Consider the following 12,577-nt stretch of genomic DNA (forward strand, 5'->3'; position numbering starts at 1 on the left):
CTGCATGACCAGTCCTGAACTTCACGTGTGGCCACGGTTTGATGGCGGGTACCGCCGCTCGGACGTGTGTGCCGTGGTGGGTCATGGTGATGAGGTCTGGGAGCGCGCCACGGAGCAGGTGCTCCGCTGGGGTGTGAAGACCGCGAGCGGGTTCTCCGTCAATTCACCGGAGCCCGTGTCTGCCGGCGATCGGGTGCTGGTCACAGCGCATTTTCTGGGCTTTCGGGTGCTGGAACCGGTGGAAGTTGTGGCCGTCGTGCAAGAGCCGGACAGGGTGGGATTCGCGTACCGCACCCTGCCGGGGCACCCTGTTTCAGGCGAAGAAGCGTTCATCGTGCACCGCAATGGGGAGCAGGTGAGCTTGACCATCCGTTCGCTGACAGCGCCGGCGCCGCAGCAGCCGTGGAGAGTGCTCTACCCGGCTCTCCTGGTGCTGCAGAAGGTGGTGCGGCGTAGGTACCTCCGGACGCTGCGCTGATTCCTTCACGCCGTTGCTATCGCCAGCACCCTCCGCAGGGCCCACGCCACGCGCAACAAGGCAAGGACAGAAGCGAAGGCCAGCACGAACACCACGGCTTCGGGAATCCATAGTCCCGTGGCGGCGCCTCCTTCGAGGACAACCGTGACCAAGGCGGCAACCACCAGAAGGCCAAGACCCGGGATGGCGAACAGGAATACCTCACCGATCTGGCGGCGGTGGGCTGCTGACAGCTTCTCCAACGGTAGTTCCCGCTGGCCCGGCGCTGCCTTCTTGCCGAGCACGTTAATGAGCATGGAAACACTCGTGAGGGTCAACCCTGCCGTGGCACCGGCCAAGGTGGCCAGAGTCTGGAAGAGGGTTCGCCGGGCTCCGGCATCAACACCTTCCAGCATCAGCGGCTGACGCGCCAACAACCCGATCCCCAGCCAGATCACAACAGCGAGAACCGCCCAAAGGAAGTCGGCTGTGGGGTGCAGCAGGAACCAGCGCCACAGGGTCCGGCGACGCCCTGTGTGCTGGAGATCAACCTCGTACAAGCTCATGTCCCGCACCGCCCTGGGCTTCCTCATCACGCCTTGTGGCGGCCACTAGTGCTTCCCGCACGGCGGCCATTCCGCCCGCGACGATGTCCGGTACCAGGCTGGCGTCAGCCGAGCCTTTGACGTCCGGCAAGGTCCGCGCGAAAAATTCCTCGTTGTCCCTGGCCTGCTTGTTGAGGATGGCGATGGCCTCGGCCACCGACTTCTGCGGATCGTTGAATACGTCCGGGTCAACCTCGATATGCGAAATGAACCGCTCCTTGAGCAAATCCACCACCTCACGATCGCCGGTCAGCGAGTCCTTGCCCTCCGCCACGACGTAGTCAAAGTGCTCCACGGACCCTGCCCTGCGGAAGAGGTCGATGAGTTGTTGAATGCGGTCCCGGATCCGCTGCTTGTCCTCCGCTTTTCCGGACCGGCCAACGCTGAGGGAAATGCGAAACGTTCCCTCGTTCATGAGGCGGGAGGCACTGTCCAGGACGTCGGCCCATTCGCCTTCCATCAGCTTCCCCGACAGGCGCTCTGCTGGAAGGGCGAACTCGAAACGGCTCACTTCAAGCCGGGTGAGGATTTCCTCGATGTCCTCCCTCACCACCGGAACAAGGCTTGGTTCCAGTCCCAGCATTCCGCCAAGGTACTCCGCCATCCGTGAGGCCCGGGGACCGTTGCCGCTGGTGAGTACCGCGATGACGTTCCTCTTCAGGAACGCGAAATACGTGGTCTCCAGCAGGTGGTCGCCCGGAGCCAGTGGCAGGGGTTTCCGTCGACCAAGGGCGTCACCGACACTGGGCAGGTTGGTGTCCCGGACCCGGTCAAGCAGAATCACGGGATGCGGCGAAGATGCCACTGCCTGGGCGAGCAACACCGTTCCGTCCACGCTGGTGAAATGCCGGTCCGTCGCCGCATCCTGGGCTTTCTTCAGGACCTCTGCCACCCGTCGCGCTGGAAATGGACGGCTGAGCTCGTCACCGTTCAGCTGTTCCATGCGCCAGAACTGCACACTACGCCGTGCCATGGAGCCTCCCCTCGTCTTCCACATGACCAAAGCTACCGGCGGGGTCCGACAATAAAGGCGGGTGCCGCCGTCGTACCTTCCGCCGCTTCAGAGGCTGTATTTGGGCCCCTCTGCGAAGAGGGCGTCCATCTCGTCGTGACTCCGCGTGCCGGCGAGGCCGGCCCAGTTGCCGTCCCCGAGGATCTCCTTGGCTACCCGCGCAACCTTGGCGTAGGCCGCTTTGGCGGTGCTGCCTCCGATGCTGACGCGACGCACGCCGGCGTCGTGCAGTTCAAGCGGCGACGGGGCACCCACACCCGCCAACGCGTTGAGTGGCGCCGGAATCCGGTTGGACAACTCGTGGAGGACATGCAGATCCACGACTCCGGGCACGAAAACTCCGTCAGCGCCGGCAGTGAGGTAAGACTCGGCACGCCGCAGCGTCTCGTCATATGCAGCGTCCGGGAAGCGGCCGGAGAGGTAAGTGTCCGTGCGTGCATTGATGAACAGCGGGATCCCGCGATCATCGGCCGCGGCGCGGATGAGGGCAATCCTGCGCGACTGTTCGCCGATCCCGGTGAGCGGTTCGGCGCCGGAGTCTTCAATATTGATCCCAACAGCGCCCGCGTCCAGGACGGCATGGACGGTGGCCCGGAGCTCGTCGTCGGTCCGCCCGTACCCGGTCTCGATGTCCGCGGTCACGGGCAGGGTGGTGGCGCCGACCACCCGCCCCAAGGCTGCCATCGCCAACCCCCACGGCACGTGATCCTCATCCCGGAACCCCAGGCTCCAGGAGACGGCCGAACTTGAGGTAGCAATCGCCGTCGCCCCTGCATCCTGGACCACGCGGGCGGAAGCCGCGTCCCATACATTCACGAGCACCAGGGGCGTAGGCCCGGCGTCGTGGAGTTTGTGGAACTGTTCGGCCTTGGTCACGGATCCCCGGTGCGCTGTCATAGCTACATTCCAGCCCTTCCGGATCGCGGCGTAAAGCGTGACCTGCGAAACTGGGGCAGATTCGAAAACAACTGTTGCCTCATTAGCAACATCGAGGAGTATCCTGTGACTGTGACCCACGAAACATTGGATGCCGGCGCAACGCTGCCCGCTGAAGCCATCGACGCCATTGAGCGGGCCGCCACGGCCGCCCACCCGCACGAGGAACTTTTCTCCGAGCGGGCCGCCAATATCAAGCAATCCGCTGTCCGCGACGTCTTCGACATCTCGATGCGGCCAGGCCTTGTATCGCTCGCAGGCGGCAACCCGTATCTGCAGTCGCTGCCGCTGGACAAACTCGGCCAGACCGCCGCCCGCATCATCGCCGAAGAGGGAATGACTGCCCTGCAGTACGGCGGCGGCCAGGGCACCGAAGAGCTCCGCAGGCAGATCTGCGACATCATGGCCGCCGAGGGAATCACCGATGCCCTTCCCGAGAATGTGGTGATCACTGCCGGGTCCCAGTCGGCCCAGGACGTGGCCACCAAGGTCTTCTGCAACCCTGGGGACGTTGTCCTGGTGGAGAACCCCACCTACGTAGGCGCCCTGAATACGTTCGAGGCGTACCAGGTACAGGTGGAACCGATCGAAATGGACGACGACGGCCTGGTGCCGGAGCTTCTGGAGGCCCGGATCGCGGCGCTCCAGTCAGAGGGCAAGAACATCAAGTTCCTCTACACCATCCCCAACTTCAACAATCCCTCCGGAATCACGCTGGCGGAGGACCGCAGGCAGCGGATCGTAGATATATGCCGCGACGCGAATATTATTGTGCTGGAGGATAACCCGTACGGACTCCTGCGCTTCGACGGTCGCCCGATCGCCCCCATGCGCGCGGCCAACCCGGGCGATGTGATCTATCTTGGCTCCTTCTCCAAGATCTTCGCACCCGGGCTCCGGATCGGCTGGGCACTTGTTCCGGCCCACTTGCAGCGGCGTTTCTACCTCGCATCCGAGGCCGTGACGCTCTGCCCGCCGCCGCTGAACCAAATGCTCGTCTCGGCATATCTCCGCGAGTACGACTGGCAAGGCCAGATCGACACCTACCGTGAGCTCTATGCAGAACGCTGCAAGGCACTGCTCTCCGCACTGGACGCGTACATGCCGGACGGCCTGACCTGGACGCGGCCGGATGGCGGGTTCTTCGTGTGGGTCACCCTGCCCGAAGGAGTAGACACCTACCCGCTGCTCGCGAAGGCCATCGACGCCGGTGTGGTCTTCATCCCCGGTGCGGCCTTCTCCCCCGCTGACGGACCCTCAAACAAGCTCCGCCTCGCGTTTAGTGCCGTTCCCCCGGATACGATTGCCGAAGGCGTCCGCCGCTTGGCACCAGTTTTGGCAGAAGCCATCACAGCCACCAATGAAGGAGCAGCACAATGACCGGAGTTGTGATTGTCGGAGTAGACGGCAGCGAGACGGCGATGAGGGCAGCCCAGGCTGCCCAGCAACTGGCGATTGGCCTCGGAGCCAACCTGCGCGTGGTCAGTGCTTTCGACAGCAACCGCACTGAGGTGGTCGAGATCGGCACCGATAAGTGGATCGTTTCCGACGCCGCCGAAGCTGAAGCAGTGGCCCGCACCGTGGCTGAACGGCTGACGGATGACCGCTTGGAAGTCACCTACTCAGCTGCCCGCGGCAAGCCGGGCGAAGCCTTGGTTAAGGAAGCAGAAATGCAGGACGCGCGCCTGATCGTTGTAGGCAACCGTCGCATGCAAGGCCTGGGCCGGGTGCTGGGCAGTGTGGCCAACACCGTTGCCCACACCGCCCCTTGCGATGTCTACATTGCCAAGACCGACCAGCCGTAAAGTGAGCTGAATCACTCCGCCGGGTGGGGAGACTCACCCGGCGTTTGGCGTATTTTGGGACTGCCTTCAATCCCAACCGTTATAAAATCGAGATGCCCCCAATGGCGTGCGCCACCATCCACTTCTCGATTTCAGGGGAATTTTCTTGCTTACCTTGCAGCCGCGCCAACGCGTGGGCCACGACATCCTCCTTGCCCGCCACGGCAACAACATCAGCACCATGCGGTACGACCGCAGCAACGATCGCATCATCGCGATGCTGGATGACGGCTCCTGGGACAGCGCCCCCAACATGATCTCCCCCAGCCTCGAGATGCCCGAGACCTTCGGCAGCGTCTTCCGCAAGGACTGGCGTTTCCTCTCCGTGGCCTGCGTTGCCATGGTCACCGTGGCCGCCATTGCCATGGGCATCAGCGTTGAAATGGCCAACAACATGTCGACGACGGAACTTCAGGCGCTGCTGGTCAGTTACCCGGCGTTCTAGCGGCTGCCCGCCACCTCGGGAGACTGCGCGGCCCCATCGACGCGCGTGCCGTCGTCGAAGTTCAGTCCGACGTGGCCTCCCGCTTTCCGGCGGCGCACGAAGAAGATCGCCAAGCCCACGGTAAGCCACGCGGCTCCCAGCAGGTACGTGAACCAAGCGAGCGACGTCCAGAGCCATCCGATGGACGCAAACCCGAGCAGGGGCAGGACCAGATTCCGCAGGGTCCCCTTCGCTCCCCTCTTCCGCAGCTCGAAGAACAGCACCTTGATGGTTGCCAGGTTCACCACTGCGAAGGCGATCAAAGCCCCGAAGTTGATCATGTACACGGCTTGCTCCAATGTAATGAACAGGGCAACCAGGGATATTGCCGATACCAGCAAGGCGGCAACGTACGGCGTCCGGAAGCGGGGCTGGAGTTTCGCGAGTCCGCCGGGCAGGATTCGGTCCCGTCCCATTGCATAGATGACGCGGCTGACACTCATCTGGGCTGCGGTACCGCAGAGAACCAAGCCAGCGAGGTTGACCACCACGAACACCACCATCAGCACGTCTCCGCCAGCACGCTGCATGAGCTCCGTGCCCGCAGCGTCGAGGTTTTCGATTGATCTCCAGTCCGGTGCAATGACGCTACCCGCCACGGAAAAGAGTGTGTAGCCCAAACCGGCGAAGAGCGTGGACAGGATGATGCCGCGCGGCACGTCCCTTTTGGGGTTTCTCGTTTCCTCGGACAAAGTGGAGACGCCGTCGAATCCCAGGAACGCGAAGGCGACAATGGCCGCCGCGGCCATGACCGGCGCTATGCCGCCGTCGCCCAAGGTTAGCGGACGGATGATGCTCTGGACCGAAAGGTCCGGGGCGTTGAGTACTGCCAGAACAACGAAAACAAGGATGACCAGCACCGATGCGGCCACCACCACGAAGTTCATCTTCTTGATCCAGGCAACGCCGATCACGCTGAAAAGCCCCACCACCAGAAGACACACCAAGACTGCCAGCTGAGGCGGTATGCCGGGCAGCAAACTGTTGAGGTAGAGGCCAAACAGCAGGAAGTTCACCATGGGCAGGAATACGTAATCCAGCATCATGGCCCACCCCACAAGGAAGCCCACAGGCTTGCCGAAGGCGCGGGAAGCGTACGCATACGCGCCGCCGGTCACCGGAACGTGGCGTGCCATCTGGCCGTAACTGTGGGCCGTGAACAGCATTGCGATCAGGGCCGCCATGTAGGCGGCCGGCAGATGCCCGTCGCTGATCTCGGTCCCGGCGCCGTACACCGCCACCACGGACAGAATGCCCATGGAGGTCAGGCCGAAGGCGACCAGTGACGGCAAGCCAAGGACACGCTTGAGGGTAGGCCCTGATGCAGGAGCCTCCGGTGCGCTGGTTGGGGTGGTGTGCATGGCGTTCTCCTCGATGCGATCCGCATCACATAAATGAATGTTGTTCATTAGATTAGGCGAGGGCGTCGCTCATGTACAGGTTTTGGTATGCCAAATCTAGAATCTAATGAGATTGATGCTGACATAGGCGCCTATAGGTGCCGTGTAGCATTCCTTGGAACTCAACGTTTATGGATTTTGGTATACCGTAGTGGTTCACGAGAGGACCCTCAATGACTGCACCCGAAATGCCGGCGAAGGCTCATGGCCACGGGCCCGGAGGGCATCCTCCCTTGCTGACGCCAGGGTTCGTGGACGCACACATCCATCCGGACAAGACCACCTGGGGCGGCCGGTGGTTGTCCCGCCCACATGCTCATACGCTGGCGGAGCTCATCGGGAACGACCTGAAGGCGCAGCTTTCGTTTCCCGATGATGTTGAGGAGCGCGCCTACTCACTCATGAGGCAAGCCGTTGTCAACGGGACCATGTCCATGCGGGCGCACGTGGACGTAGGCACGCAAATCGGCCTCAAGAATATCCACGGAGTCAGGGCAGCTGCTGAGCGGCTGGCCCCTTACCTCGACGTCCAGATCGTGGCTTTCCCGCAATTCGGGTTGCTGAGCAATCCCGGCACGCGGGACCTCATGGAGGCCGCACTGTCGGAAGGGGCCGACCTGGTGGGCGGCATCGACCCTGCGACGCTGGACGGAGACCTCCACGGCCATCTGGACGCCGTCTTCGGAATCGCGAACAAGCATGGCAGGGACCTGGACATCCACCTCCACGATGGGGGCACGGAAGGACTGGCCCAGCTGCGTGCGGTCGCGCAGCGTACCTTGGCGGAGGGCATGCAGGGGCGTGTCACGATCGGGCACGCCTTCGCACTCTGCGATACCGCCCACCCGGAGCTTGGGGCCACCCTGGACGCAATGGCGGAGGCCGGGATGTGGATGGCGACATGTGCCCTCGGTGCAGATCCCGTCCCCACGCTGGATCTCATGGAGAGCCATGGGGTCAAGGTTGCCCTCGGATCAGACGGTGTCCGCGATGCTTGGTCACCCTACGGCACGGGCAGCATGATGGACCGTGCACACCTCCTGGGTTACCGCACCGGCGCCTTGACCGATGCAGAACTCGAACGCTGTTTCCGGATCGCTACCACCGCCGGGGCAGAACTCGTCGGATCGGCAGCGGTGATCGGCTTCTCCGACGCCGGGTCCGATGATCGACTGGAATTCGCAGCCGCTTCAATCCCTGAGTTGGTGGTGGACAGGCCTGCCCCGCTGCGGGTTGTCCGGAACGGGCGAACGGTGACCCTTTAGGCGGTGACCGGTGAGGCGGTGCCCCTTAAGGCTCAGTGCCTAGAGCATCCACTCCCGCAGGAGCCACCACAATCCTGCGATCACCACTCCGCCGAACAGCGAGCCCACGATGACTTGGCCCAGGGTGTGGGCACGCAGGACCAAACGAGACCAGCCCACTGCAGGTACCAGGAGCAGCACCGGCAGCCAGGCTGGTCCAAACATCGAAATGACAATGACGGCGGCCGCAGCAAGGGCAGACGCGTGCCCGCTCATCTTCCAGAAGGCACTCACCACCGCCAAGACGGCGATGCCTCCGATGAGAGCGATGATCATCACCGAAACGCTCGCCGGTCCATCCAGCAGCTGCAACACCATCAGCCCGACCACCACTGACACCAGGGCCATCAACAGCAACGCTGGCCTTTGGCGCCGGTCGCTGACATGGTGGTCCGTGATCCTGCCCAATTTGACCATTACCAATACGTACGCCAGTGGCAGGACACAGACGAACAGGGCCGCAAGCAGTCCGAACCACATTGTCCCCGGGAAACCCGGTTCGATTGCAGGGCTGATCAACAACAGCACCAACACGACAATTGGCGGTTGGAACACTTCCGTCAGCACACGGGCAACCGTGCGCCAGGGCCCCGTCACCAGCTGAGGAGGCAGGTGGCCGGTTTCCGGCGCCTCCAATCCGGAAAAGGTTGGGGCAGCAGCTTTCCGGTCAGTCAAGCAACAGCGCCGGTTCTTCGAGAATCGCCGCAACGTCGGCCATGAATCGCGCCGACAGATCGCCGTCCACCACGCGGTGGTCGAATGAGCCGCCAAGCGTGGTGATCCACCGCGGAATAACTTCGCCATCCAGAACCCAGGGCTTCTGCTTGATGGTTCCAAACGCGATGATGGCAACTTCGCCCGGGTTGATGATGGGTGTTCCGGTGTCAATGCCCAGGGCGCCGATGTTGGTGATGGTCAGGCTTCCGCCCTGCATCTCAGCAGGCTGCGTCTTCCCCGCGCGGGCTTTGGTGGCCAACTCGTTGAGCGCCAGGGCCAATTCCTTGAGCGAAAGGTCTTGGGCGTCCTTGATATTCGGGACCATGAGTCCCCGCGGGGTTGCAGCGGCGATACCCAGATTCATATAGTGCTTGACCTGGATCTCGGCGTTTCCGTTCCCGTCGGCATCATCCACCCAGGTGGCGTTGACGCTGGGGTTGCGGGCCGCAGCCCAGATCACGGCCTTGGCCAGGATGAGCAGGGGCGAGACCTTGATGCCTTCGAAGTCGCGGGAAACCTTGAGGCGCTTGACGAACTCCATGGTGCGGCTGGCGTCCACATCCACGAAAATGCTGACGTGGGGAGCCGAGAAGGCTGAATCCACCATGGCCTTGGCCGTGGCCTTGCGGACGCCCTTGACCGGCATGCGCTCCACGCGCTGGTCCTGCGGCTTCTTGGACGCACCCCAGAAAGAATCCGCCTGATCGTGCTCGGCGTCGCGCTGTGCCTGGTAGCTCACCAGGTCTTCGCGGGTCACCTCGCCGCGCTGCCCCGTTGCCACCACATCGGCGAGGTCGATTCCGAGGTCGCGGGCAAACTTGCGCACGGGAGGCTTGGCGAGAACCTTGTTGACCAGGCCGCTGATGGTGCCAGTAATCGCTGCGCCGCGGGATGCTGCCGTCTGCCCGACAGAAGATTGCGGGGTCTGCTGTTGTGGGGCAGGAACCTGGGTGGACGGGGCCTGGAGGACCGGCGCCGGGGCGACGGGCTCGACGGCGGCGCGTGCCGGCGTCGTACGATGCGAGACCGGGGATTCGGCTGCTTTGGCGGCCAGTACGGCTTGGTTGTCCTGGACCGTGCCTTCGGCGTTCTCGGCGACGGCAGCTGCCTCAACCGAGCCCGCCGGACGCTTGCGCGCACGGCGTTTGACGGCGTCGGCCTTGGGTCCTGAACCTACCAGCGGACCGCCGGCCGGACGGTTATCGTCGTCGTCGGCCGGGAGCTTGCCGTAGAGGGGCATCTCGACGGCCGGTGACTCAGGGGCAACTGGCGTCCCTTCACCCTCCTGGCCTTCGGAAACAGCGATGATCGCCGTGCCGACCTCAACCGTGATGCCTTCATCGACGAGCAGCTCCGTGACGGTGCCCGCAAAGGGCGAGGGCAGCTCTACGAGCGACTTGGCCGTCTCGATCTCGCACAAGACATCGTTAATGGCAACGACGTCGCCCGGCTTGACCTTCCAAGCCACTACCTCGGCCTCGGTCAGGCCCTCGCCAACGTCCGGCAGGTTGAATTTCTTTACAGTCACAGTGGTCCTCGATTTCCGGTTACCAGGCCGCGAAGCCCGGCAGGATCAGGGCGGTTTAGTAGGCCAGGGAGCGGTCGAGCGCTTCGAGGATCTTGTCGATGTCCGGCAAGTAATCCTCTTCCACCTTGGCAACGGGATAAGGCATATGGAACCCGCCCACACGGATCACGGGAGCTTCCAGGTGAAGGAACGCCCGCTCGCTGATACGCGCTGCGATCTCGCCTCCAATACCTCCAAAGGTGGGGGCCTCGTGGGCAACGATCAAGCGCCCGGTCTTCTTGACCGAAGCTTCCACGGTGTCGAAGTCCAGTGGTGAGATGGAGCGGAGGTCGATGACCTCGATGCTTCGCCCGTCCTCCGTCGCAGCGTTGGCGGCCGCAAGCGCAACCGGCACCAACGGTCCGTAGGCCACAATCGTGGCGTCGGTACCTTCACGGACAACGTGCGCCTTGAACGGATCCTCCGAAAGGCCGGCGTTCTCGACATCCACCTCGCCCTTGAGCCAGTAGCGGCGCTTGGGTTCGAAGAAGATCACCGGATCCTGGCACTCAATGGCCTTTTGGATCATCCAGTAGGCATCGTGGGCATTTGAAGGCGAGATGATGCGCAGGCCGGCGGTGTGGGCGAACAGCGCTTCGGGGGACTCCGAGTGGTGCTCGATCGAGCCGATGCCTCCGCCATACGGAATGCGAATGACCACAGGAACGGTGAGCTTGCCGAGGCTGCGGGAGTGGATCTTGGCCAGCTGCGTGGTGATCTGGTTGAAGGCTGGATAGACAAAGCCATCGAACTGGATTTCGCACACCGGCGAGTACCCGCGCAGGGCCAGCCCGATTGCCGTGCCAACAATGCCCGACTCTGCCAACGGAGTGTCCACGACGCGTTCGTCGCCGAACTCCTTGATGAGGCCGTCGGTGACACGGTAAACGCCGCCCAGGTGTCCGATGTCCTCACCCATGAGCAGGGATTTGGGATTGCTCGTCAGTGATGCGCGGAGACCCTCATTGATGGCCTTCGCAATGGTCATGGTTGCCATCAGTTAGCTGTCTCCTCGTCGCTTTCGAAGCCTGCCGAATATTCCTCGAACCAGGCCAGTTCCTCCGCTATCAGCGGGTGTTGTTCCGCGTAGACGCTGGCGAAGGCATCCCGGATGTCCGGAACTTCAAGGCCATGCGTGGTGCTGCGGACGTACTTGGCCAGCTCATCGCCGTCGGCCTTCACTTGGTCGAAGAAGGCCTCGTCTGCAAGCCCCTCGGCGCGCAGGTATTTCTCCAAGCGGTCCAGCGGATCCTTTTCGCGCCAGGCAGCTTCCTCGGCAGACTCCCTGTACTTGGTGGGGTCGTCGGCGGTGGTGTGCGCGCCCACCCGGTAGGTGTAGGCCTCGATCAGCACCGGCCCGCGACCCTCGCGCGCATGCTCCAAGGCCCACTCGGTGACGGCGTGGACGGCGATGACATCATTGCCGTCCACCCGGATTCCGGGGAACCCGTACCCTTTTGCACGATTGGCCAGTGGAACCTTCGTCTGCACTTCGGTGGGCACCGAGATGGCCCAGTGGTTGTTCTGGCAGAAGAACACCACTGGTGCGTCGTAGGACGCAGCGAAAACCATGGATTCGTGGACATCGCCTTCGGAGCTGGCGCCATCGCCGAAGTAGGCAATGACGGCGGCCTTGGGGTCGTTCGAGTCCGTGGCGGCCGCGAGCTTCTGGTCCCGCTGGATACCCATGGCATAACCCACTGCGTGGAGTGTCTGCGCCGCGAGGACCAAAGTGTAAAGGTGGAAGTTGTTCTCGCGGGGGTCCCAGCCACCGTTGGACACACCGCGGAACTGCTTGAGCAGCTCGGCGAGGTCCACGTTGCGGACCAGCGCGACACCGTGTTCGCGGTAGGTGGGGAAGATGTAGTCCTGGGGTTGGCTTGCATGGCCGGACCCGATCTGAGCAGCCTCCTGGCCGGTCAGCGGGACCCACAGTGCCAGCTCACCCTGGCGTTGCAGGGCAGTGGCCTCTTGGTCGAACCGACGGATCCTGGCCATGTCCGTGTAGAAAACACGCAGCTTCTCAGGGTCGATCCGCTTGGCGTAGTCCGAGAAGACGGGGTCGGTACCCAGCTTTCCGTCGGGGCCTAGCAACTGAACCATTTCCACCGGTTCGCCTGGCGCGGCTGCTGCCGCGGAGGTTGCCGCGAGAGTTTCTTCCGTCCCGGGGGGCAGTTGTGTCGAGCCCATTCCGTCTCCTTGCTTGCCGCGGCGGGAGCGCCGGGCAATGTCTGTCGCTGGGATATATGCC

At 63.2% G+C, this 12,577-nt stretch carries 13 protein-coding genes; 5 read left to right on the top strand and 8 right to left on the bottom strand.

Translation table 11 applies throughout. The annotated features are described in order from the left end of the window. Positions 1–4 precede the first annotated feature (4 nt). Positions 5–478 (top strand): DUF1990 family protein, encoded by a 474-nt coding sequence (locus J3D46_RS02675; protein ID WP_231341925.1) that lies wholly within the window; start codon positions 5–7, stop codon positions 476–478. A gap of 5 nt (positions 479–483) precedes the next feature. Here the strand turns inward: J3D46_RS02675 and J3D46_RS02680 are convergent, their stop codons facing one another. The 3 genes from J3D46_RS02680 to J3D46_RS02690 form a co-directional block, all read right to left on the bottom strand. Next, positions 484–1,023: a hypothetical protein gene (locus tag J3D46_RS02680; RefSeq protein ID WP_231341924.1), complete on the bottom strand. Its 540-nt coding sequence runs from the start codon at positions 1,021–1,023 to the stop codon at positions 484–486. Then, complete coding sequence (locus J3D46_RS02685) at positions 1,004–2,035, bottom strand: hypothetical protein (RefSeq protein WP_231341923.1); 1,032 nt, start codon at positions 2,033–2,035, stop codon at positions 1,004–1,006. Before J3D46_RS02685 ends, J3D46_RS02680 begins: the two co-directional genes overlap by 20 nt. Positions 2,036–2,122: 87 nt before the next feature. Continuing rightward, positions 2,123–2,971, bottom strand: a complete 849-nt coding sequence (locus J3D46_RS02690; protein WP_231341922.1) for an isocitrate lyase/phosphoenolpyruvate mutase family protein — start codon at positions 2,969–2,971, stop codon at positions 2,123–2,125. Between the two features lie 111 nt (positions 2,972–3,082). Between J3D46_RS02690 and J3D46_RS02695 the strand changes: the two genes are divergently transcribed. The 3 genes from J3D46_RS02695 to J3D46_RS02705 all read left to right on the top strand — a co-directional run bounded on the left by J3D46_RS02695 (position 3,083) and on the right by J3D46_RS02705 (position 5,299). Beyond that, positions 3,083–4,390 carry a PLP-dependent aminotransferase family protein gene (locus J3D46_RS02695; RefSeq protein WP_231341921.1) on the top strand — a complete coding sequence of 436 codons (1,308 nt, stop codon included), beginning with the start codon at positions 3,083–3,085 and terminating at the stop codon, positions 4,388–4,390. Next, positions 4,387–4,815 (top strand): universal stress protein, encoded by a 429-nt coding sequence (locus J3D46_RS02700; protein WP_231341920.1) that lies wholly within the window; start codon positions 4,387–4,389, stop codon positions 4,813–4,815. Before J3D46_RS02695 ends, J3D46_RS02700 begins: the two co-directional genes overlap by 4 nt. Before the next feature lie 172 nt (positions 4,816–4,987). Beyond that, positions 4,988–5,299 carry a hypothetical protein gene (locus tag J3D46_RS02705; protein ID WP_231341934.1) on the top strand — a complete coding sequence of 104 codons (312 nt, stop codon included), beginning with the start codon at positions 4,988–4,990 and terminating at the stop codon, positions 5,297–5,299. On the opposite strand, the gene J3D46_RS02710 is transcribed toward J3D46_RS02705, so the two are convergent. Continuing rightward, positions 5,296–6,699, bottom strand: coding sequence for an APC family permease (locus J3D46_RS02710; RefSeq protein ID WP_231341919.1), 1,404 nt, complete (start codon positions 6,697–6,699; stop codon positions 5,296–5,298). The two genes, J3D46_RS02705 and J3D46_RS02710, sit on opposite strands and share 4 nt — an antisense overlap. A 212-nt stretch (positions 6,700–6,911) precedes the next feature. On the opposite strand from J3D46_RS02710, the gene J3D46_RS02715 reads away from it, so the two are divergent. Then, positions 6,912–8,003, top strand: coding sequence for an amidohydrolase (locus J3D46_RS02715; RefSeq protein ID WP_231341918.1), 1,092 nt, complete (start codon positions 6,912–6,914; stop codon positions 8,001–8,003). A gap of 39 nt (positions 8,004–8,042) precedes the next feature. On the opposite strand, the gene J3D46_RS02720 is transcribed toward J3D46_RS02715, so the two are convergent. The 4 genes from J3D46_RS02720 to pdhA all read right to left on the bottom strand — a co-directional run bounded on the left by J3D46_RS02720 (position 8,043) and on the right by pdhA (position 12,516). Continuing rightward, the gene (locus J3D46_RS02720) at positions 8,043–8,639 is read right to left on the bottom strand and encodes a phosphatase PAP2 family protein (RefSeq protein WP_231341933.1); all 597 of its coding nucleotides are present in this window, start codon (positions 8,637–8,639) and stop codon (positions 8,043–8,045) included. A 70-nt stretch (positions 8,640–8,709) separates the two neighbouring features. Next, positions 8,710–10,287 carry a dihydrolipoamide acetyltransferase family protein gene (locus J3D46_RS02725; protein ID WP_231341917.1) on the bottom strand — a complete coding sequence of 526 codons (1,578 nt, stop codon included), beginning with the start codon at positions 10,285–10,287 and terminating at the stop codon, positions 8,710–8,712. Positions 10,288–10,342: 55 nt separating this feature from the next. After that, the gene (locus tag J3D46_RS02730) at positions 10,343–11,323 is read right to left on the bottom strand and encodes an alpha-ketoacid dehydrogenase subunit beta (protein WP_159706430.1); all 981 of its coding nucleotides are present in this window, start codon (positions 11,321–11,323) and stop codon (positions 10,343–10,345) included. Further along, on the bottom strand, positions 11,323–12,516 hold the full coding sequence (pdhA, locus tag J3D46_RS02735) for a pyruvate dehydrogenase (acetyl-transferring) E1 component subunit alpha (protein ID WP_231341916.1): 1,194 nt from the start codon (positions 12,514–12,516) through the stop codon (positions 11,323–11,325). Before pdhA ends, J3D46_RS02730 begins: the two co-directional genes overlap by 1 nt. Positions 12,517–12,577 lie beyond the last annotated feature (61 nt).

The sequence above is a fragment of the Paenarthrobacter sp. A20 genome (assembly GCF_024168825.1).
Classification (GTDB): Bacteria; Actinomycetota; Actinomycetes; order Actinomycetales; family Micrococcaceae; genus Arthrobacter.